21 protein-coding genes are annotated in these 21,053 nt (G+C 71.3%); 13 read left to right on the top strand and 8 right to left on the bottom strand.

Annotated features, from left to right (window positions below):
• Positions 1–65 precede the first annotated feature (65 nt).
• Complete coding sequence (locus AB0K15_RS09310; RefSeq protein WP_364047979.1) at positions 66–941, top strand: SGNH/GDSL hydrolase family protein; 876 nt, start codon at positions 66–68, stop codon at positions 939–941.
• Here the strand turns inward: AB0K15_RS09310 and AB0K15_RS09315 are convergent.
• The 3 genes from AB0K15_RS09315 to AB0K15_RS09325 form a co-directional block, all read right to left on the bottom strand.
• Positions 907–1,659: a metallophosphoesterase family protein gene (locus tag AB0K15_RS09315; protein WP_364047542.1), complete on the bottom strand. Its 753-nt coding sequence runs from the start codon at positions 1,657–1,659 to the stop codon at positions 907–909. The genes AB0K15_RS09310 and AB0K15_RS09315 overlap by 35 nt on opposite strands.
• Before the next feature lie 63 nt (positions 1,660–1,722).
• A complete protein-coding gene (locus tag AB0K15_RS09320; RefSeq protein WP_364047544.1) occupies positions 1,723–2,931 on the bottom strand; it encodes a cytochrome P450 in 1,209 nt (402 codons plus the stop codon).
• A gap of 36 nt (positions 2,932–2,967) precedes the next feature.
• Complete coding sequence (locus AB0K15_RS09325) at positions 2,968–3,672, bottom strand: TetR/AcrR family transcriptional regulator (RefSeq protein WP_364047546.1); 705 nt, start codon at positions 3,670–3,672, stop codon at positions 2,968–2,970.
• Positions 3,673–3,789: 117 nt separating this feature from the next.
• On the opposite strand from AB0K15_RS09325, the gene AB0K15_RS09330 reads away from it, so the two are divergent.
• The gene (locus AB0K15_RS09330; protein ID WP_364047548.1) at positions 3,790–5,181 is read left to right on the top strand and encodes a replication-associated recombination protein A; all 1,392 of its coding nucleotides are present in this window, start codon (positions 3,790–3,792) and stop codon (positions 5,179–5,181) included.
• Between the two features lie 50 nt (positions 5,182–5,231).
• On the opposite strand, the gene AB0K15_RS09335 is transcribed toward AB0K15_RS09330, so the two are convergent.
• The gene (locus tag AB0K15_RS09335; RefSeq protein WP_364047550.1) at positions 5,232–5,441 is read right to left on the bottom strand and encodes a hypothetical protein; all 210 of its coding nucleotides are present in this window, start codon (positions 5,439–5,441) and stop codon (positions 5,232–5,234) included.
• A gap of 222 nt (positions 5,442–5,663) precedes the next feature.
• On the opposite strand from AB0K15_RS09335, the gene AB0K15_RS09340 reads away from it, so the two are divergent.
• The 11 genes from AB0K15_RS09340 (at position 5,664) to AB0K15_RS09390 (ending at position 17,342) form a co-directional block, all read left to right on the top strand.
• Positions 5,664–6,221: a cupin gene (locus AB0K15_RS09340; protein ID WP_364047552.1), complete on the top strand. Its 558-nt coding sequence runs from the start codon at positions 5,664–5,666 to the stop codon at positions 6,219–6,221.
• Between the two features lie 50 nt (positions 6,222–6,271).
• Positions 6,272–7,129 carry an NAD(P)-dependent oxidoreductase gene (locus tag AB0K15_RS09345; protein WP_364047554.1) on the top strand — a complete coding sequence of 286 codons (858 nt, stop codon included), beginning with the start codon at positions 6,272–6,274 and terminating at the stop codon, positions 7,127–7,129.
• A gap of 180 nt (positions 7,130–7,309) precedes the next feature.
• Positions 7,310–7,705: a DUF948 domain-containing protein gene (locus AB0K15_RS09350; RefSeq protein WP_364047556.1), complete on the top strand. Its 396-nt coding sequence runs from the start codon at positions 7,310–7,312 to the stop codon at positions 7,703–7,705.
• On the top strand, positions 7,702–8,007 hold the full coding sequence (locus AB0K15_RS09355; RefSeq protein WP_364047558.1) for a hypothetical protein: 306 nt from the start codon (positions 7,702–7,704) through the stop codon (positions 8,005–8,007). The genes AB0K15_RS09350 and AB0K15_RS09355 overlap by 4 nt, the downstream gene beginning before the upstream one ends.
• A gap of 109 nt (positions 8,008–8,116) precedes the next feature.
• Positions 8,117–10,780 (top strand): alanine--tRNA ligase, encoded by a 2,664-nt coding sequence (alaS, locus tag AB0K15_RS09360; protein WP_364047560.1) that lies wholly within the window; start codon positions 8,117–8,119, stop codon positions 10,778–10,780.
• On the top strand, positions 10,770–11,270 hold the full coding sequence (gene ruvX, locus AB0K15_RS09365; RefSeq protein WP_364047562.1) for a Holliday junction resolvase RuvX: 501 nt from the start codon (positions 10,770–10,772) through the stop codon (positions 11,268–11,270). Before alaS ends, ruvX begins: the two co-directional genes overlap by 11 nt.
• A complete protein-coding gene (gene mltG / locus AB0K15_RS09370; protein WP_364047564.1) occupies positions 11,267–13,555 on the top strand; it encodes an endolytic transglycosylase MltG in 2,289 nt (762 codons plus the stop codon). The genes ruvX and mltG overlap by 4 nt, the downstream gene beginning before the upstream one ends.
• Positions 13,542–14,405, top strand: coding sequence for a shikimate dehydrogenase (locus tag AB0K15_RS09375; protein ID WP_364047566.1), 864 nt, complete (start codon positions 13,542–13,544; stop codon positions 14,403–14,405). The genes mltG and AB0K15_RS09375 overlap by 14 nt, the downstream gene beginning before the upstream one ends.
• Before the next feature lie 63 nt (positions 14,406–14,468).
• Positions 14,469–15,746 carry a GrpB family protein gene (locus AB0K15_RS09380; RefSeq protein WP_364047568.1) on the top strand — a complete coding sequence of 426 codons (1,278 nt, stop codon included), beginning with the start codon at positions 14,469–14,471 and terminating at the stop codon, positions 15,744–15,746.
• The gene (locus tag AB0K15_RS09385) at positions 15,743–16,381 is read left to right on the top strand and encodes an HAD-IA family hydrolase (RefSeq protein ID WP_364047570.1); all 639 of its coding nucleotides are present in this window, start codon (positions 15,743–15,745) and stop codon (positions 16,379–16,381) included. The genes AB0K15_RS09380 and AB0K15_RS09385 overlap by 4 nt, the downstream gene beginning before the upstream one ends.
• 19 nt (positions 16,382–16,400) lie before the next feature.
• Positions 16,401–17,342, top strand: a complete 942-nt coding sequence (locus AB0K15_RS09390) for a D-2-hydroxyacid dehydrogenase family protein (protein ID WP_364047572.1) — start codon at positions 16,401–16,403, stop codon at positions 17,340–17,342.
• 265 nt (positions 17,343–17,607) lie between these two features.
• Here AB0K15_RS09390 and AB0K15_RS09395 read toward each other — a convergent pair whose 3' ends face one another.
• The 4 genes from AB0K15_RS09395 to AB0K15_RS09410 form a co-directional block, all read right to left on the bottom strand.
• On the bottom strand, positions 17,608–18,423 hold the full coding sequence (locus AB0K15_RS09395) for a serine hydrolase domain-containing protein (protein ID WP_364047574.1): 816 nt from the start codon (positions 18,421–18,423) through the stop codon (positions 17,608–17,610).
• A gap of 200 nt (positions 18,424–18,623) precedes the next feature.
• Positions 18,624–18,893 carry an HPr family phosphocarrier protein gene (locus AB0K15_RS09400; protein WP_360596676.1) on the bottom strand — a complete coding sequence of 90 codons (270 nt, stop codon included), beginning with the start codon at positions 18,891–18,893 and terminating at the stop codon, positions 18,624–18,626.
• Between the two features lie 34 nt (positions 18,894–18,927).
• On the bottom strand, positions 18,928–20,166 hold the full coding sequence (locus AB0K15_RS09405) for a PTS transporter subunit EIIC (protein ID WP_364047576.1): 1,239 nt from the start codon (positions 20,164–20,166) through the stop codon (positions 18,928–18,930).
• On the bottom strand, positions 20,163–20,981 hold the full coding sequence (locus tag AB0K15_RS09410) for a GntR family transcriptional regulator (RefSeq protein WP_364047578.1): 819 nt from the start codon (positions 20,979–20,981) through the stop codon (positions 20,163–20,165). Before AB0K15_RS09410 ends, AB0K15_RS09405 begins: the two co-directional genes overlap by 4 nt.
• Positions 20,982–21,053: the final 72 nt, after the last annotated feature.

Here is a 21,053-nt window from a genome sequence, read left to right on the forward strand (position 1 = left end):
AAGAGTTTCAGCCCCCGTCCATGCCGCGTTACCTGGTCATCACCGCAGGTGAGTTTCGGTGCCGGATGGTCTTCTGCGTGACCGTGATCAGCGTCGAAGTCACCCGCTTCCCCGAACCCGCCGATCCCGCGCCGCAGCGGCAGACCACCGACGCCGCGCCGGCCGACCGGCCGCGCCGCGCGCGCCGGCTGGCCATGCTGGGGGACTCCACCGCCGTGGGTCTGGGTGACCCGCTGCCGAACCGGGGCGGCTGGCGCGGGGTGGGGCCGCTCGCCGCCGCCGCGCTCGGGGTGGACGTGGGCGGGTACCTCAACCCGTCGTTCGAAGGCGCGCGGATGAAGGACGTGCTGACCCGGCAGCTGCCGGCCGTGCTGGAGTTCCGGCCCGAGGTCGCGCTGCTGGTGGTCGGCATGAACGACACGCTGCGGCCCGATTTCGATGCCGCGCAGATCTCCGCCGACCTCACCGAGCTCATCCGCACGCTCGCCGCCCACGGCACGTTGCTGGTGCCCGTGCGCTTCCACGACCACGGCAAGGTGTTCCGCCTGCCGCCGTCGATCAAGCGCGCGCTGAGCGCCCGCGTCGCGGAGCTCAACGAGGTCATCGACGCGGTCGTGGCCGCCGAAGGCGTGCCGTGCCTGGACCTCGACGCGATGCCCGGCGCCTACGACCTGCCGTCGTGGAGCGTCGACCGGCTGCACCCGTCGGAGCTGGGGCACCGGATGCTGGCGCTCGGCTTCACCGTGCTGCTGGCCGAAGCCGGGTTCGCCGTGCCGGAACCGGTGAGCCTGACCTGCTCCGGCGGCGTTCAGCCGAGCACGGCGAGCCACGTCGTGTGGCTCGTCGCGCGGGGCGTGCCGTGGCTGTGGCGCCGCGGGCGCGAGTTCCTGCCCTACGCGGTGGCGATCATGTGGCGTTCGTTCCGCGAGCGCGTGGACTGAACACGCGCAACGCTTCCGCGTCCGACACCGGGTTGCGCACGAAGTAGCCGGCCCATTCTTCGATGCCGGCGTACTCGGACTTCGCCAGGACCTCGCACGCTTTCGCGGTGTCGTAGGGGGTTCGGCGCAGCTGCACGCCGGGGCCGAGCAGGGCCCAGTGCGCACCCGTTGTGCCGTAAGGCATTCCGACGCTGCCGGGGTTGACGATCCGCGTGCGGTCCGCCAGCCGCACGAACGGCATGTGCGTGTGCCCGCACACGACGGTTTCCGCCGTGACGCCGCCGAGCACCTCCGCCCAGCGCGTCAGCGGGCTGTCGACGAGGGCGACTTCCTCGTCGTCGCGGGGGGTCGCGTGGCAGAACAGCACCTCGCCGAGCCCGTCGACGTCGAGCGTGACGGTCAGTGGCAGCGCGGCGAGCAGCTCGACCTGGTCCGGGCGCAGCTGAGCCGCGGCCCACGGCGCGATCGGGTCGGGGATGTTCGTGGTGCCACCGCCCGCGAGCGACACGAGTTCGCGGTCGGCGTTGCCGCGCACCCACACCGCGCGTTCGCCGAGCGCCCCGAGCCGGTCGAGCGTCTGCCGCGGCAGGGGACCGGCGGCGTGGTCGCCGCACAGCACGACCACGTCGGCTGCGGCCACGTCGGGCTCGGCGAGCACGGCGTCGAGGGCGGGCAGCACACCGTGGATGTCGGACAGGACCGCGACTGAGGACACCATTCCGCGATTCTGCCTGCCGCGGCGCCGCCGGCGAGTGGTGTTCGCCGGCGGCGCAATGCGGGGTCAGACGCTCAGCGGCAGCTTCGTCACGCCCGTCATCGCCGGGTTCGGCTGGAACGCCGGCGGCTCGCCGGGAATGGTGCGCAGCGAGGGGTAGCGGTCGAGCAGGATGTTCAGCGCCGTGCGGCCTTCGAGCCGCGCGAGGGGCGCGCCGATGCAGAAGTGGATGCCGCGCCCGAACGCCAGGTGCGCGTGGGTGATGTCCTCGCGCGTCGGGTCGAACGAGTCCGGCTCGGCGAACACGCGCGGGTCGCGGTTGGCCGCGGCGACCCAGACCATGAGCATCTGGTCGGCCGGGATCGTGGTGCCGCCGACCGCCACCTCGCGGTTGGTCACGCGCGCCACGGCCCCGAACGGCGACAGGTACCGCAGCGACTCCTCGATCACCGGCGCCAGCAAGGCGCGGTCGGCGCGCACGCGCGCGTCCCACTCGGGGAACGCGTCGAGGCACAGCACGGTGTTGCCCAGCAGCATCGTGGTGGTGATGTGCCCGGCCACCAGCAGCACCTGGGCGAAGTTCACGATCTCCGAGCGCGTGAGCCGTTCCCCGTCGACCTCCGCCTCGACGAGCTTGGTGAGCAGGTCTTCGCGCGGGTTCCGCCGGCGCTCGTCCGCGTGCTCGCCGAGGTAGTCGGTGAACTTGCGGCTCACGGCCAGCTGCTCCTTCAGCCGGTTCTGCTGTTCCTCGGACTCGTCGGTGAGCGAGAACTGCTCCGGGCTCTCGAACAGCCGGTCCACCCACTCGCGGAACAGGTGGCGGTCGCTCGCCGGCACGCCGAGCAGCTCGGCGATGACGATCACGGGCAGCGGGTAGGCGAGGTCGGCGACGAGCTCGAGGTGGTCGCGCCCGGCGGCCTCGTCGAGCAGCTCGTGGGTCAGCTCGGCGATCCGCGGCTCGAGGTCGGCCACCACCTTCGGCGTGAAGGCGCGGCTCACGAGCTTGCGCATCTTGTTGTGCAGCGGGGGATCCAGCTGCAGCAGGTTGCCGGCCGAGAGTTCCTTGGTGTCGCCGAGGGTCTTCTCGGGCAGCAGCCGCGCGGTGTCGGAGGAGAACGTGGCCGGGTCGGACAGGATCTCGTGGGCCTCCGGGTGGCCGTAGACGTTCCACGTGCCCAGCTCGGGTTTGTACTCCACGGCGTTCGCGGGTCGTTCGCCCCGCAGCCAGAACTGTCCTTCGTGGATGGTCCAGGCTTCGGGAAGTGCGGTGCTCATGGTGCGACAGCCCCAATCTGTCGGGTGGGGCCGGGATCAGCCGGCCTCGCTGGTGGATTTCCCTGGGTAGATCGCCGCGTGGCACGCCGAGACGTAGGTCTCGAGCACCACCCGGAGTTCGGTGGCCGCCCGCTCGACCACGGCCGGGTCGGGTCCGTGCGGTGGCTCGAATCCGGCGCGGATCACGTGGGCGAGCGAGTCGGCCTTGGCCTCGAGCGCCACGTCCGCGTATTCCGGGTTGACGTTGCTGTAGAGGTAGAAGCCGCTGGCCGCGGCGGCGAGGGAGAAGCGCAGGTTCTCGACGTCGTCGCGCAGGAAGCCGTTGCCCGTCCAGAGGTCCCAGGTGCGTTCGGTGGTCTCCGCAGCGGCCTGCCGGGTCTCCGTGGCGGTGAGCGCGTAGTGGCCCAGCAGCTCGGTGTCGTTCGTGAGCATGGCCGACAGCAGCGGGTCGCGGACGGTCAGCAGGAACGTGGAGCGGAAGTAGCGGTGCGGCACGACCGTGCGCGGGTCGTCGCGCAGCTGGGCCGCGGACCCTTCGAGCAGCGTGATCGACGCTCGCATCAGCAGGGCCTCGAACAGCGCGTCCTTGGTGCGCCAGTGCAGGTAGACGGTGCCTTTGCCGATGCCTGCGCGGCGCGCGATGTCTTCGATCGTGACCTTGCGCGAGCCCCAGCGCACGAGCAGCTCGGACGCCGCGTCGAGGATCCGGTCGGCGCGTTCGCGGTTCGGCTCGTCGGGCACCCGACCTCCTCGGTTTGACCTCGTGACCGGATTCGCTCATCTGGTCAAATCCACGGTAGCGCGCGTACGCGGGCCGGGCAAGCGGAGTTGTCGGGGTGGTCGGTTAACGTCAACGGCGTGGCACAGGACGAACTCTTCACGGTGAACCCCGACCTGGGGCCGCCACCGGAACCGACCCGCGCGAGCGGTGGTGAGTCGCGCGTGGAACCGCAGGCCGATCCGGCGAGCTCGCCGCTGGCCGTGCGGATGCGGCCGCGCACGCTCGACGAGGTGGTCGGCCAGCAGCACCTGCTGCGCGAGGGCGCGCCGCTGCGTCGCCTCGTGGAGGGGGCCGCGCCGGCGTCCGTGCTGCTCTACGGCCCGCCGGGCACGGGCAAGACCACGCTCGCCAACCTCGTGTCGATCGCGACCGGACGCCGGTTCGTCGCGATGTCCGCGCTGTCGGCGGGCGTCAAGGAAGTCCGCGGCGTCATCGAGGAGGCGCGGCGGCGCCGGCAGTACAACGCCGAGAACACCGTGCTGTTCATCGACGAGGTGCACCGCTTCTCCAAGACGCAGCAGGATGCGCTGCTGGGCGCGGTCGAGGATCGCACGGTGCTGCTGGTGGCGGCGACGACCGAGAACCCGTCGTTCTCCGTCGTGTCCCCGCTGCTGTCGCGGTCGCTGGTGCTGCAACTGCGGCCGCTGACCGACGAGGACATCGTGAAGCTGCTCGACCGCGCGCTCGTCGACGAACGCGGCCTGGGCGGCGAGCTGACGTTGACCGACGAGGCCCGCGGCCACCTCGTCCGCCTGGCGGGCGGCGACGCGCGCCGGGCGCTCACGGCGCTGGAGGCCGCCGCCGACGCCGCGTCGGCCACCGAGGCCAAGACGATCGACCTCGCCACCGTCGAGTCCACTGTGGACAAGGCGGCCGTGCGCTACGACCGCGACGGCGACCAGCACTACGACGTCATCAGCGCGTTCATCAAGTCCATCCGCGGGTCCGACGTCGACGCCGCGCTGCACTACCTGGCCCGCATGATCGAGGCGGGGGAGGACCCGCGGTTCCTCGCGCGCCGGCTCGTGGTCCACGCGAGCGAGGACGTGGGCCTCGCCGACCCGACGGCGCTGCAGGCGGCGGTGGCGGCCGCCCACGCCGTGCAGTTCATCGGCATGCCCGAAGGTCGCCTCGCCCTCGCGCAGGCCACCATCCACCTCGCCACGGCGCCGAAGTCCAACGCCGTGGTCACCGCCATCGACGCCGCACTGGCCGACGTCCGCGCCGGCCTCGCCGGCACCGTGCCCCCGCACCTGCGCGACGGCCACTACGCGGGCGCCAAGAAGCTCGGCAACGCGCAGGGCTACCGCTATCCGCACGACGTCCCGGAGGGCGTCCTGGCCCAGCAGTACCCGCCGGACGAACTCGTCGGCCGGGACTACTACGAACCCACCCAGCGGGGCGGCGAACGCCCGCTCGCCGAGCGCGTGCCCCGTCTGCGCCGCACCATCCGCGACGAGCGGCAGTAGCGCTCACCCGGTCCGGGTGGAGTCGGGCCGCACGGCGGTGCGCAGGGCGGTCACGAGCGTGACGAGGGCGTGCGGTCCGGCCCGCGGACGGCCCCGGCACCCGCGATTCCGGCGAGCCCGTTTTTCAACCGCCGCGACAACGTCGAGCAGGCCTGCCCGTAGTGCAGCGGACGGTGCCGGCCGAACTGGTCGCCGCAGGTCCGCTCGCGGTCGTAGCCGTGCCGCGGGCCGGCTTCCGGCAGCGCGTGACCGATCGACATGCCAGTCGACTACACGTGCCATGTATACTCGCGGTTTATAGCCGAGTTTGCGCACTTCACTGCGGGTAAGGTGATCAACTGCCCCGCCAGGGCAGTGTTGGTTCCCCCTCGATCCCGCTCGGTGATACTCCCGTGAACGTCGCCACTTTCTTCCGTATAACGGCGAGAGCGGGAATGTCCGGCCGTCAGGCCGGTTGATTCCCGGCGACGGAGGGGGTGGCGATGACGCTGCTGACGGTGTGGCCCGACGACCAGCCCGGGCATGTGCTGCTGCGGACCGAGGACCCGGGGACGATCACGGCCGAGCTGGCCCGCATCGGGATCGAGTTCGCCCGCTGGCCGGTGGACGGGCCGATGCCCGGCGCCGGCGAGTCCGAGGTGCTCGCCCGTTTCCAGGACCGCATCGACTCGCGCACGGCGGCCGTGGGCTACCACGCCGTCGACGTGCTGACCGGCGACTTCGGCACGGCCGAACGCAGCCTGCCGCGCGACGAGGACCGGTTTTTCGTGACCGGCTCCGCCGTCTGGTACCTGCACGTGGGCCGCCAGGTCCACGCCGTGCTGTGTGAGCCCGGTGACCTGCTCGGCATCCCGGCGCACACCCGCCACTGGCACGACGGCGGCTCGAACCCCGGCCACGTGACGATCCGCGTGCGCCACCCGGCGTCGGGCTCGGCGGCACCGTGGGCCGAGCCGTTGCGCGCCACCGAGTTCCCCGGCTTCGACGAGCTGGTGGCCGGGCGCGCGTCCACCTGGCCCGTGCTTAGCCACCAGGCGTGAGCCGCGGGGTCCCGCCTGCGGGCCGGGGTGCCGGCGGGCACGATGGAACCATGACCACTGTTGCTTTCCTGGGCACCGGAATCATGGGCCACCCGATGGCCGCCAACCTCGTCCGCGCCGGCGTTTCGCTGCGCGCGTGGAACCGCACGCGCAGCAAGGCCGAACCGCTGGCCGCCAGCGGCGCCACGGTCGCGGACACGCCGGCCGAAGCCGCGGCGGGCGCCGACGTGCTCGTCACGATGCTGTCCGACGGGCCCACGGTCGCCGAGGTCTTCGCCGCCGCCGAAGTCAAGGCCGGCACGGTCTGGCTGCGGATGAGCACGGTCGGCGCGGAGTGGGTCGCCACGCTGGCCGAGGCCGCCGAGAAGGCGGGTGTCGTGTTCGTCGACTGCCCGGTGATGGGCACGAAGGTCCCCGCCGAGCAGGCTCAGCTGCAGGTTCTGGCCGCCGGTCCGGACGACGCGCACGAGACCGCCGCGCCGGTCTTCGACGCCGTCGGCTCGCGCACGCGCTGGCTCGGCACCGAACCGGGCACCGCCACACGGCTCAAGCTCGTGATGAACGCCTGGGTGCTGGCGCTGACCAACGGCACGGCCGAGAGCCTCGCGCTCGCCCGCGCCCTGGGCGTCGACCCGCAGCTGTTCTTCGACGTCATGGAGGGCACCGGCTTCGACGTCGGCTACGCGCGCATGAAGGGCCCGCTGATGCTCTCGGGTGACTACCCGACGAGCTTCCCCGCCGCGCTGGCCGCCAAGGACGCGCGGCTGGTGGTGGAGGCCGCGGGGGACGCGGTCGACGTGGCCGGGGCGGCGGCGACGCTGGCCCACCTGCAGGCCGCCGTCGACGCCGGCCACGGCGAGGAGGACATGGCGGTGCTGTACCGGGCCGTGGCCAAACAGGACGACTGATCACCACCACCCGAACCCTCCGCCGGCTCGCCCGGTGGAGGGTTCGGCTCGGGGCACAACCGCAGGTCGCAACCGGTTCGGCTGCGCTGAGTGACCGACCGGCGGGGCGACACCGCCGAACGGCTGGCCAGGCGGTAACCTCACTGGCACCGAAGACCCGTGCAACCCCGAGGAGGGCCCGTGTCGGCAGGGCAGATCGCCGCGCTGATCGCCGCAGGAGCATTCGTGGTGCTGGTCTTGCTGCTGGCGATCCCGCTGCTCAAGCTCGGCCGCACGCTGGACGAGGCGACGATCGCGATCCGCAAGGCCCACGAGAACAGCGACCCGATCCTGCTGGGCGCCAACGAGACGATCACGCACGTGAACACCCAGCTCGAGCGCGTCGACGGGATCACCGCCAACGCGCAGGCGGTCACGGGCAACGTGTCGGCGCTGTCCTCGGTGTTCACCGCGACCCTCGGCGGCCCGCTCGTGAAGACCGCCGCGCTGTCCTACGGGATCAGCAAGGCGATCCGCGCGCGCCGCAAGAAGCAGGAAGCGAAGGCCCAGCGACCCGCTCGCCGGAGGAAGAAGTGAAGCGTCTGTTCTGGCTCGGCGTCGGCGTGCTCGCCGGCGTCGCGCTCACCCGCAAGGCCGGGGAAACGGCTCGTCAGGTCACTCCCTCGGGGTTAGCATCGAACCTGGGCGAGGCCGTGCGCGAGCTGGCCGGCGCCGTCGGTTCGTTCGGCGCCGAGGTGCGCGCCGGGATGAGCGAACGGGAACAGGAGCTGCACGACATGGTCGAGGAACGGACCGGCTACATCGCGCCGCAGAGTGGGGCGGGCCGGCACGCCGCCGCGCAGCGCCCCGCGCGGCGAGCTCGCCGGGCGGAAGGCTGAGCTTCTCGCGCCCGCGAGCAGCGTCCTTCCGCCGTCGTCGCCTCCCCCTTTTTTCCCGGTCCGATCTTCGCGCCCAGCGGTGCGCGGACCCCAGCCCGAGGACACACCCGTGGACACACACGAGATCACCGACCGATTCCTGCGCCATTACGAGGCGAAAGGGCACACCCGTGTGCCCAGCGCTTCGCTGATCCTCGACGACCCGAACCTGCTGTTCGTGAACGCCGGCATGGTGCAGTTCAAGCCGTACTTCCTCGGTGAGGTGCCGCCGCCGTACTCGCGCGCGACCTCCGTGCAGAAGTGCGTGCGCACGCCGGACATCGACGAGGTCGGCAAGACCACGCGGCACAACACGTTCTTCCAGATGGCCGGCAACTTCTCGTTCGGCGACTACTTCAAGGAAGGCGCGATCGAGTCGGCGTGGGAGCTGATCACGGGGCCGCAGTCCGAAGGCGGCTACGGGCTCGATCCCGACCGGATCTGGGCGACCGTGTTCGAGGACGACGCCGAAGCGGCGGGGCTGTGGCGCAAGCTCACCGGCCTGCCGTCCGAGCGCATCCAGCAGCGCGGCATGGAGGACAACTTCTGGTCCATGGGCATCCCCGGCCCGTGCGGACCCAGCTCCGAGATCTACTACGACCGCGGCCCGGACTACGGCCGTGAGGGCGGGCCCGTCGCGGACGAGGACCGCTACATCGAGATCTGGAACCTGGTGTTCATGCAGAACATCCGGGGCGAGGGCGCGGGCAAGAAGAACTTCCCGATCCTCGGTGACCTGCCGGCCAAGAACATCGACACCGGCATGGGCGTCGAGCGCGTCGCGACGATCCTGCAGGGCGTCGAGAACGTCTACGAGACCGACCTCGTCCGTCCGGTGATCGGCCGCGCCGAGGAGTTCTCGGGCCGCCGCTACGGCGCCAACCACGTCGACGACGTCCGTTTCCGTGTGATCGCCGACCACGCCCGCACCGGCGTGCTGCTGATCGGCGACGGCGTCACCCCGGGCAACGACGGCCGCGGCTACGTGCTGCGCCGGCTGCTGCGCCGCATCGTCCGCTCCACGCGCCTGCTGGGCGTGCAGGAGCCGGTGCTGCAGGCGTTCGCCGAGGTCGTGCGCGACACCATGGGCCCGACGTACGCGAACCTCGTCACCGACTTCGACCGCATCTCCGAGGTCGTGCGCGTGGAGGAGGAGGCGTTCCTCGCCACCCTCACCAGCGGTTCGCGCATCTTCGACCTCGCGGCGGCCGAGACGAAGAACTCCGGCGGCGACGTGCTCGCCGGTGACAAGGCCTTCCAGCTGCACGACACCTACGGCTTCCCGATCGACCTCACGCTCGAGATGGCGGCCGAGCAGGGCCTGACCGTCGACGAGGACGGGTTTCGCACGCTCATGGAGGAGCAGCGCACCCGGGCGAAGGCCGACGCGGCGCAGCGCAAGCACGGCCACGGCGATCTGTCGGAGTACCGCAAGCTGCTGGAGCAGAACGGCGAGACCGAGTTCCTCGGCTACACCGAGCTGCAGGCGTCCGCAAAGGTCGTCGGCCTGCTCGAGGACGGGCAGCCGGTGCGCAGCGTCGCCGCGGGGCACAAGGCGGAGCTGGTGCTCGACCGCACCCCGTTCTACGCGGAGAGCGGTGGCCAGGTCGCCGACATCGGCGTGCTGCTCGGCGACGGCGTGAAGCTGAATGTGCTCGACGTGCAGAAGATCGTGCCGGGCCTGTTCGTGCACCGCGTGGAGGTCACCGACGGCGAGGTCGGCATCGGCACCGAGCTCACCGGCTCGGTCGACGCGGCGCGGCGCCTGTCGATCGAGCGGTCGCACTCGGCGACGCACCTGGTGCACGCGGCCGTGCGCGGCGCGTACGGCAAGCGCGCGGCGCAGGCCGGCTCGCTCAACTCGCCGGGCCGGATGCGGTTCGACTTCACCACGCCCGCCTCGGTGTCGACCGACATCCTCACCGAGGTCGAGGAAGAGGTGAACGACTACCTGCAGACCGACGTCGAGGTGCAGAGCTACATCACCACGAAGGACAAGGCGCTCGAGCTGGGCGCGGTCGCGCTGTTCGGCGAGAAGTACGGCAACGACGTGCGCGTGGTCGACATGGGCGACTACTCGCGTGAGCTGTGCGGTGGCACGCACGTGGAGCGCATCGGCCAGCTGGGCCTGGTGAAGCTCGTGGGCGACTCGTCGATCGGGTCGGGGGTGCACCGCGTCGAGGCGCTGGTGGGCCCGGACGCGCTGAAGCACGTGCGCAAGGAGCAGCTGCTCGTGTCGCAGCTGGCGAACACCTTCAAGGTGCCCACCGACGAGCTGCCCTCGCGCATCGAGGACGTGCTGACGCGGCTGAAGAACGCGGAGAAGGAGATCGAGCAGCTGCGCACGCAGCAGGTGCTCGGCTCGGCGGGCGCGCTCGCCGACAAGGCGCAGGACATCGGCGGCGTGTCGGTGGTCGCGGAGGTCGTGCCGGACGTCGACGGCAACGGGCTGCGGGCGCTCGCGTCCGACGTCCGCGGCCGGCTGGGCGACCGGCCCGGCGTGGTGGCGCTGTTCTCGCCGTCGGGCGACAAGGTGGCGTTCGTCGTGGCGACCACGTCCGCGGCGCGCGAGGAGGGCATCGCGGCGGGCAAGCTCGTGCCGTCGTTCGCCGAGGCCATCGGCGGCCGCGGTGGCGGCAAGCCCGACATGGCGCAGGGCGGCGGCAGCAACCCGGCCGGCGCGCAGCAGGCCGTCGAGGCGCTGCGCGCAGCGGTCGCGGGCATTGGCCGCTAGCTCCCGGCGGGACCCGGATCGGCCCGGTGAGTCCGATCCGGGCCGCGGCAGGCGGCTCGGGGTCGATGTCGGGTCTGTCCGGGTGGGGGTGGCGCTGAGCGATCCCGCCCCCATCCTCGCGAGCCCGCTCGTTACCCTCTCCCGTGATGCGAAGGACGACAGCGATCTGGACAAGCTTGCCGAACTCGTCACCGAACACGAGGTGGTCGAGGTGATCGTGGGCTTGCCGAAGACACTGGCGAACCGAGCCGGACCCGCCGCGCAGATCGCGGTGGAGTACGCCGACAAGCTGGCCACGCGGGTCGGCGACGTGCCGGTGCGCCTCGCCGACGAACGGTTGACGACGGTCACGGCGTCCCGAATGCTTTCCCAGCGGGGGGTCAAGGGACGCAAGCAGCGGGCGGTGGTCGACCAGGCCGCCGCCGTCGAGATCCTGCAGGCCTGGCTCGACGCCGCCGCCGCGCAGCGCGCCCGGAAAGGCGAGTCATGACCGAGCCCCGCGGTCCCGAGGAGCAAGGCGGCCGCCGACGGTTGCGAGATCCCGGCACCCCACCGCCGGGCGGACCCCGGCGCGCCCGCCGCACGCCGCCCCCGTCCGGCGCCCACGAGCTGCCGCCGCGTTCCCACCACGCCGCCCCCGACCCGTACGACGAGGCCCCGCCGCCCCCACCGAGCGGCGGCCGCCGGCGCCGTCGTGAGGCCTCGGACGAGGTGCCGCCTCCGCCGCAGGCCCCTCCGCTGGCTCCACCAGGCCCTCCGGGACCTCCGCCCGCCACCGGCCGCCGTCGCCGGCGCGAGCCCGCCGACGTGCCTCCGCCGGACTTCCCGCAGCCGTCGGGCGACCCTCGCCGAGGCGATCTGCCGCAGCCGTCCGGCCCTCGCGGCGCGGATCTCCCGCAGCCTTCCGGCGACCCGCGTGGTGCCGGCGAACTGCCGCCTCCGCCGCCGGGCCCGCCGCCCGCCGCGCCGCGCCGCCGGCGCCGCGCCGAGCCGGGCGACGTGCCTCCGGCACCCCCGCGCCGCCGTCCGCGCTCGGACACCGGCGACCTGCCGCTGCCCGGCGACCCCGGCCCCTCGCGTCCGGTCCGCCGCCCTGCGGGCCCGCCGGACGGCTCCATGCCCCCGGACCCGCGCTTCGCAGGCCCTGTGGACGGCTCCATGCCGCCCGACCCGCGCTTCGCAGGCCCTGTGGACGGCTCCATGCCGCCCGACCCGCGCTTCGCGGGTCCGGTCGACGGTTCGATGCCGCCGGACCCCCGTTTCGCGGGTCCCGTCGACGGTTCGATGCCCCCGGACCCGCGCTTCGCAGGCCCTGTGGACGGCTCCATGCCGCCCGACCCGCGCTTCGCGGGTCCCGCCGACGGCTCGATGCCCGCGGACCCGCGGCTCGGCAGGCCGGGCCCGGCACCGAGGCGCAGGCCGCAGCCGGTCGAGCACCCGACCGACGTGATCCCGACCGTGCCGGACTCGGCGCCGCAGGAGCACGAGCAGCTCGACGACCTGTTCGGCGACGACGACTACGAAGACGAGTACCGCGAAGACGGCGAGTACGACCAGGCGTACGACGACGAGGAGTACGGCGACTACGACGACGCCGAGTACGAAGACGCGGAGTACGCCGAAGAACCCGCGTCCGCCAAGAAAAAGAAGAAGCGCAAGCGCAGCAAGCGCGCGCTCGGCTGGGTCGCGGCGCTGCTGGTCCTCGTGGTCTTCGCCGGTGGCGCGTACTACGGCTACCAGAAGATCTTCGGTTACAACGACTACGACGGCACCGGCGAGGGCAGCGCGCTGATCCAGGTCGAGGACGGCGACACCACGTCGGCGATCGGCGGCAAGCTGGTGGACGCGGGCGTCGTCGCGAGCACCACGGCGTTCGTGAAGGCCGGCGCTGAGAACACCGCCCTGAGCCGGATTCAGCAGGGCTACTACCTGCTCAAGCAGCACATGTCCGGCGAGAGCGCGGTCTCGCTGATCACCTCGCCGGCCGCGCACGTCGGCCGGCTGGAGATCCGCCCGTACATGCAGCTCGACGACGTGAAGCAGCCCGACAACAAGGTCTCACCGGGTGTCTACTCACTGATCTCGAAGGCTTCGTGCGCAGAGCTCGACGGCAAGAGCACCTGCGTCTCCACCGACGCGCTGCGCAAGACCGTCGCGGACGCCGACCTCAAGACGCTCGGCGTGCCCGACTGGGCGGTGGACCCCGCGCAGAAGGCCCTGAGCAAGGACAAGCGCATCGAAGGCCTGATCGCGCCCGGGCTCTACGACGTCAAACCGGGCTGGACCGCGTCGGAGCTGATCACGAACCTCGTGAAGCAGTCGGCCGCGGCGATCCAGGCCGCCGGCCTCACCTCGCAGAGCACCGGGCCCAAGCAGACGCCGTACCAGACGCTGATCATCGCCTCGCTCATCGAGCGCGAGGCGATCACCCCCGACTTCCCCAAGATCTCCCGGGTCATCTACAACCGGCTCGACCAGCGGATCAAACTCGGCTTCGACTCGACCGTGAACTACGTGGTCGACAAACCGACCCTGCTCACGAACAAGGCGGATCGAGAAGCACCGGGGCCGTACAACACGTACCTGAACTACGGCCTCCCGCCGACCCCGATCGGCGTGCCGAGCACCGACGCCATCAAGGCGGCGCTCGACCCGCCGGACGGCGACGAGCTGTACTTCGTGAAGTGCGAGAAGGACGGGCACTCCTGCTTCGCCTCGACGCTGACCGAGCACAACAAGAACCGAGATCTGGCGCAGCAACGTGGCGTCTTCTGACGGGCCGCGCAAGGCCGCGGTGCTGGGCAAGCCGATCGAGCACTCGCTTTCGCCGGTGCTGCACCGTGCGGCGTTCGACGCGCTCGGGCTCACGGGCTGGACGTACGAGCGCGTGGAGACCGAGGCCGACGAGCTGCCCGGGTTCGTCGACGGGCTCGGCCCCGAGTGGGTCGGGCTGTCGGTGACGATGCCGGGCAAGCGCCGGGCGCTCGACCACGCGGTCGAGGTCACGCCGCGCGCCGCGGCGGTCGGTGCGGCGAACACGCTGGTGCGCGTCGGGGGTGGCTGGCTCGCCGACTGCACCGACGTCGACGGCGTCACGGGCGCGTTGCGGGCCGCGGGCGGCTACACGCCTTCGCCGGGTGACCGGGCGGTGGTGCTCGGTGCCGGTGGGACGGCGGCGGCCGCGGTGGTCGGGCTCGCTGCGCTGGGCGTGGCGTCCGCGAGTCTCGTGGTGCGGGAGCCGGCGCGGGCGGGGGAGACACTCGACTCCGCGAAGAGCGCAGGCCTCGACGTCGAGGTGCTCCGGTGGTCCGAAGTGGATTTCCCGGCGCTGGCGGCGCGCACGGCCGTGCTGGTGAACACCGTGCCGCCGGAGGCGGTGCTGGCTCACCTCTCCGCGCTCGCGACCGTGCCCAGCGTGCTGGACGTGATCTACCACCCGTGGCCGACGCCGCTGGCCGAAGCCGTCGTCGCTCGGGGTGGCCGGCTCGCGACGGGGCTGGACATGTTGCTGCACCAGGCGTTCGGCCAGGCGGAGCACTTCACAGGACGGCCCGCCCCGCGTGAGGAGATGCGGGCTGCCCTGCGCGCGGCGACGGGGGACATCCTGCCGCTGCCGATTTCCTGAGGCGGGCCTCGCGCCGCGCTGTTAGTCTGGCCGACTGCCCGTTTGCCGAGTCCAGGGGGACGCATGTCGGAAACCAGCCAGCAGTCGCGCAGCGATGAGCAGATCCGGGACTCGTGGGTCGACGAGCCGCCGCGGCTCGACACCACGGTCACGCTCGCCGAGTACGACCCGCAGTGGCCGGTGTTGTTCGAACGCGAAGCCGAGCGGATTAGCACAGCCCTGGGGGAGAAAGTGGTGCTGCTCGAACACGTCGGGTCCACTTCGGTCCCCGGTCTCGCGGCCAAGCCGGTCATCGACATCCTGCTGGAAGTCCCGGACTCCGACGAGGAAGACGCCTACGTGCCGGCCCTCGAGGCCGCGGGTTACCGGCTCGTGATCCGTGAGCCGGAGTGGGAGAAGCACCGGTGCTTCTCCGGGACCGACCCGAGGGTCAACCTCCACGTCCATTCGCCGGGCAACGGCCAGACCGAGCGCTACCTGCTCTTCCGTGATCGGATGCGCACCCATCCTGAGGAACTGGCCACGTACCTTGCGAAGAAACGCGCACTGGCTGCGAAAACCTGGACGTACATCCAGCACTACGCGGACGCCAAGAGCGAAGTGATCGACGAGATCGTCGGCCGGGCCCGCGCCGCGCGGCTCGAAGCCGAGCAGTACGACGGGTTCAGCGAGGCGTACGCCGAACACGCGGCGAAAAGCGTGACGAACGCGCTGTACGACCGCCCGGCGATCGTGGAGCTGGCCGGTGAGGTGGCGGGCAAACGCGTGCTCGACGTCGGGTGCGCGGCGGGTCACCTGAGCGCGCTGCTCGCCGGCCGGGGTGCCGACGTGCTTGGTGTGGACGTGAGTAAAGGACTGATCTCCTTGGCGCGCAAGGAGTTCGGGGACCTGGCGAAGTTCGAGGTCGCCGACATCGCGAAGCCACTGTCCCTTGCGGACGGTTCGATCGACGTCATCACCGCGTCCCTTGTCCTCCACTACCTGGAGGATTTCGGACCGACCTTGCGCGAATTCCACCGCGTGTTGCGCCCGGGCGGACAGCTCGTGTTCTCCGTGCACCACCCCGGTGAGGACTGGCACTGGTTCGAGCGCGAGAACTACTTCGAGACCGAGCTCCTCGACGACGAGTTCCTGCTCGGTTCCCACCGTCAGGCGGTGCAGTTCTACCGCCGGCCGCTCAGCCGGACGTTCGACGCGGTGCGCGACGCGGGGTTCACCGTCGACCGGCTGGTGGAGCCGATGCCCGTGGCCGGGGCCGACGAGGCCGACCCGCGGATGGCACAGGGGTTGCGGACGAAGCCGCGGTTCCTCTACTTCCGTTGTGTGGCAGGAGAAGCATGATCCTGGAATGCCGTGCGGTGCTGTTCGACGTCGACGGGGTGCTGGTGGACTCCACGGCTTCGGGCGAGCGGTCGTGGACGCGGTGGGCGCGAGAGCACGGGCTGGACCCGGCCGTCGTGCTCGACGGTGTGCACGGCCGCCGGTCCACGGAGACGGTGCGGATGCACCTGCCCGGGGACCAGGCCGACGAAGGCCTGCGCCGGATCGACGAACTGGAGATCGGCGACGCGGGCACCACCGTCGCGATCTCCGGCGCGGCCGAGCTGCTCGCGAGCCTGGCGGGGAACTGGGCCGTGGTCACGTCGGCGTCGCGGCCGTTGCTCGAAGCGCGGCTCACCGCCGCGGGGCTGCCGCTCGCGCCCGTGGTCGTGACCGCCGCCGACGTCTCGCGCGGCAAACCGGACCCCGAAGGCTACCTGCTCGGGGCGCGGCGGGTCGGCGTGCCGATCGGCGAGTGCGCGATCTTCGAGGACAGCGGCAACGGCCTGGCCGCCGCGGTCGCGGCCGGTCCCGCCGCCGTGGTGGGCGTGGGCCGCGGCGCGCTGGACTCGCCCGCCTCGCCCGTGGTCCAGGACCTGGCCGGGATCCGCTGGACCGGCGCCGGCCTGCGGGTGGACGCTGTTCTGCGCGCCTGAGCGGACTACGGTGGGGCGCATGAAGATCGCGATCCTCGACGACTACCAGAACGTCGCGCTCACCTACGCCGACTGGGACTCCCTCGGTGCCGACATCGAGGTCTTCACGGAGGCCTTCACCGATCCCGACGATCTCGTCCGGAAGCTGGCGGGTTTCGACGTGGCCGTGGCGATGCGCGAGCGCACGCGGTTTCCGGCGGAGGTTTTGGACCGGTTGCCGGATTTGCGGCTGTTGGTGAGTACTGGACGGCGCAATGCGGCGATCGATGTCGCGGCGGCGAAGCGGAACGGGGTCGTGGTGTCGGCCACGGGGTACCTCGGCCCGCCGACGTTGGAGCACACGTGGGCGTTGATCCTCGCCGCGGCGCGGAATCTGCCGGCCGATGTGCGGTCGATGCAGGAAGGTGGGTGGCAGGTCGGGGTCGGGACCGTGTTGAGCGGGAAGACGCTGGGCCTGCTCGGGTTGGGGCGCCTGGGAAGTGCGTCGGCGCGGATCGGGCAGGCGTTCGGGATGGAGACGATCGCGTGGAGCCCGAATCTGACCGCGGAGAAGGCCGCGGAGCACGGAGTTGCTGCGGTGTCGAAGGAAGAGTTGTTCGAGCGCAGTGATGTTCTGTCGGTGCACGTGGTGTTGTCCGACCGTAGCCGTGGGCTGGTCGGGGCGGCGGAGCTCGGCCGGATGAAGCCGACGGCGTTGCTGGTGAACACGTCGCGGGGGCCGATTGTGGATGAAGCGGCGTTGTTGGATGCGTTGCGTTCGCGGCGGATCGCGGGGGCGGCGTTGGATGTGTACGACGTGGAGCCGTTGCCGGCTGATCATCCGGTTCGTGGTCTGGACAATGTGGTTCTGACGCCGCATGTCGGGTATGTGAGCCGGGAGACGTACGAGATCTTTTATCGGGATGCGGTGGAGGACATTGCGGCTTTTCGGGATGGGGAGCCGATTCGGGTGATGGAGTGAGGGGGCGGTTCTTCGCGGGGGGCGCGGGGGTAGCGGGGGTCGCGGGTGGTTTCGCGGTTCTCGCGGGAGCGGGTTGCGTGGGGTGAGCACCCCGAAGCTGGAGTGTAAGGAGGCTTCGGATCGGAGTGCTGGGGAGGGGCTGGGTGCTGGGGTTGGTTGGGTGGGTCAGTCGCCTTGGGGGTGGGGTGAAGCGCCCCAATGTGGCGTTGGGTGCAGCGGATGCCGCGTTGGGTGCGCCGAATGTGGCGTTGAGACGGGGTGTGCCTCAGGCCTTCAGGTCGGCGAGTACCGCGTTGGTGAAGGGGGGCCAGGCCTCGGCGGCCCAGGGGCCGAAGGAGCGGTCCGCCAGGGCGACGCAGGCGTGGCCCGCTTCGGGGTCCACCCAGAGGAAGGTGCCGGACTGGCCGAAGTGGCCGAAGGTGCGCGGGGAGCTCGCGGAGCCGGTCCAGTGGGGGGACTTGTGGTCGCGCAGCTCGAAGCCGAGGCCCCAGTCGTTGGGTTTCTGGTAGCCGAAGCCGGGGAGGACGCCGTTGAGGCCGGGGAAAGCGACGTCGGTGGCGGCGGCGAGGGTGGCGGGCGCGAGGAGCTTCGGGGACTGCAGTTCGGCGGCGAAGCGCAGCAGATCGTCCACAGTGGACGCGGCGCCGGAGGCGGGGGAGCCGTCCAGGGTGGTGGCGGTCATGCCGAGCGGGTCGAGCAGGGCTTCGCGCTGGTAGTCGGCGAAGGCGATGCCGGAGTGTTCGGTGAGGGTGTCGGCCAGGACTTCGAAGCCGGCGTTGGAGTACAGGCGGCGGGTGCCGGGCGGGGCCATCTCCTTGTGCGCGTCGAAGGCGAGGCCGGAGGTGTGGGCGAGCAGGTGCCGCACGGTCGAGCCCTCCGGGCCGGCGGGGGTGTCCAGCTCGACGACGCCCTCCTCGAGCGCGATGTGCGCCGTGTACGCGGTGAGCAGCTTGGTCACCGACGCCAGGCGGAACACACGGGCGGAATCGCCGTGGCGGTCGCGCACCTCGCCGTCGGCGGAAACCACCCCGGCCGCGGCGTTGTCCACCGGCCACTCGTCGATCAGGCGCAGGCTCTCCATGCCACCACTCTAACTGTGCTGCTGGGTGCCGATCCGCCCACAGTCACGGCGGAAACCGTCGACTGGCGCGGTGACCCCCGGTTGGGGGTCCGCCTTCTTTCGGCCGGATCGGCAAGTGGCCCTGACACGTGCGAAGGGGCCGCCCGGCACCGGATTTCCCGGCGCCGGGCGGCCCCCGCGAGCTGCCCCTGGAGCGGTACCTACTGAGCGTCGAGATCCGTGGCGACGAGGTCCGCCACCGCTTCGATCGCGGCGTCGGCGCCCTCGCCCTCGGCGCTGATGACGACCTCGTCGCCGAACGCGGCGGCGAGCGTCATCAGGTTGAGCACGCTGCCGGCGGCCACCGGGTCGCCGCCGGCCTTGGCGATGCTCACCGCGACGGGTTGCGCCGCGGCCGCCTTGGCGACCAGCGCGGCCGGCCTGGCGTGCAGGCCCACCTTGCTGGCCACGGTGACTCGTTTCTCCGGCATGATCGTCCTCTCTCGGTTTTCCTTGTGGTCGAGATTACTTGGCGGCCGTGCGGTCGAGGTCGGCCTCGATCGTGTCGTCCTCGCGGCCCGGCGTGCGCATGTTCCACTTCGTGATCACGAAGCGGAACACCACGTAGTAGATGACGGCGAAGACCAGGCCGATCGGGATCAGCAGCCACGCCTTGTGGGCGGTGTCCAGCGACGAGTTCAGGGCGAAGTCGATCGCGCCGCCCGAGAACGAGAAGCCGAGGTGGATGCCCAGCGCGTTGCAGACGGCCAGCGAGACACCGGTCATGATCGCGTGGAAGATGTACAGCGGCCACGCGACGAACATGAACGCGAACTCGATCGGCTCCGTGACACCCGTGATGAACGAGGTCAGCGCCGCCGAGATCATGATCGAGCCCACGATCTTCTTCTGGCCCGGCTTCGCGGTCTGCCAGATCGCCAGCGCTGCGGCGGGCAGGGCGAACATGAAGATCGGGAAGAAGCCGGTCATGAACGTGCCGGAACCCTGCACGTGGCCGAAGAAGTTGTTGAGGTCACCGCCACCGAAGATGAACCACACCGGCACGTTCAGCAGCTGGTGCAGGCCGATCGGGATGAGCAGGCGGTTGAGCACGCCGTAGATGCCGCCACCGATCACCGGCGAGCCGACGACGGCCTGGCCGATGGCGTTGATGCCGTGGTCGACGTACTTGAAGACCAGGCCGAAGATCACGCCGAGGATGATCATCGAGAACGCGGTGATGATCGGCACGAACCGGCGGCCGCCGAAGAAGGCGAGCCAGCTCGGCAGCTTGATCCGGTAGTAGCGCTGCCACAGCAGGGCGGCGACGATACCGCTGATCACACCGGTCAGTACGCTGTAGGGCCAGTGGATCGGCGCGCCCTCCCAGCCGGGCTTGTAGCCCTCCTGGCTGCTGATCGGCGCGATGGCCTGGATCACCTTGTTGAACACGACCCAGCCGACGACCGCGGCCACGGCCGTCGAACCGTCGCCCTTGCGCGCGAAGCCGACCGCGATACCGATGGCGAACAGCAGGGGCAGCCAGTCGAACAGGCCACCCCCGGCAGCGCCGATCACGGCCGCGACCTTGTCCCAGCCGAGGCCGGTCTTGCCGAACACGTCGTCCTGGCCCAGCCGGTTGAGAAGACCGGCAGCGGGCAAGACGGCGATGGGGAGCATCAGGCTGCGGCCGAAGCGCTGCAGCCCGGCGAGCCCGCCGCCGCTCTTCTTGCCCTTCGCCCCCTCTGTGGTGGTGGCGCTCATCGTCGGGTACCTCCGTGGTGGGGTTGGTGGCCGGAATCCGGGGTGTTCCGGTCCAACTGCATGGTCACCTGGTAGTGATCTCCCCGGTACCAGGACGTCATGTCCTCCACCGGCTCTCCGCCTGCGCTGGAGACCCGGCGGAAGACGAGAAGCGGAGTGCCGGTGCGCATGCCGAGCAGGCGCGCCGTCTCGCGATCCGCGGACTCGGCCCACACCGTCTGGTACGCCTGGTCCGGCCGCAGGTCGTAGGCGTCGGCCAGCTGGGCGTACAGGGAACGGGTGAGATCGAGGTCGAGCAGTCCGGGCGTGCGGCCCGCGTGGTACCAGCCGCGTTCCACGGCCAGCGGCACACCGTCCGCGCGCCGCAGCCGCACCAGCCGGTGGGCCGCCACACCCTCGGTGAGACCGAGTGCGTGCGCCGAGGTCACCGGCGGGACCTCGAGCGACGTGGACACCACCTCCGTGGTGGGGGTGAGCCCGCGCCGGCGCATGTCGTCGGTGAAGGACATCAGGTAGAGCTGCAACTCCATGCGGCGCGCGGCGGTGAAGGTGCCCTTGCCGCGCACCCGGGCCAGCAGGCCCTCTTCGACGAGCTTGCCGATCGCCGAGCGGACCGTGAGGCGCGAGACACCGTAGCGCTGGGCGAGCTCCCGCTCCGACGGGATCGGCGAACCGGGCGGGAGCTCGCGCTCCACGGACCGGCGCAGGATCTCGCGCAGCTGGGCGTGCTTGGGCGTGGGCCCGTTGATCACCCGGTCCACCCGGTCCACCCGGTCGACGCCGTCGGGCGGCGGGACGTGCGCGGCGGCGCTCATCGGTGTCACCCTCCCTCTGCCGTCGCACCGGGCGACCGGTGCTCGCGTCTTCGCCGGATGATTGGTACGTTC

This window comes from Amycolatopsis sp. NPDC049253 (assembly GCF_040678995.1).
Lineage (GTDB): Bacteria > Actinomycetota > Actinomycetes > Mycobacteriales > Pseudonocardiaceae > Amycolatopsis.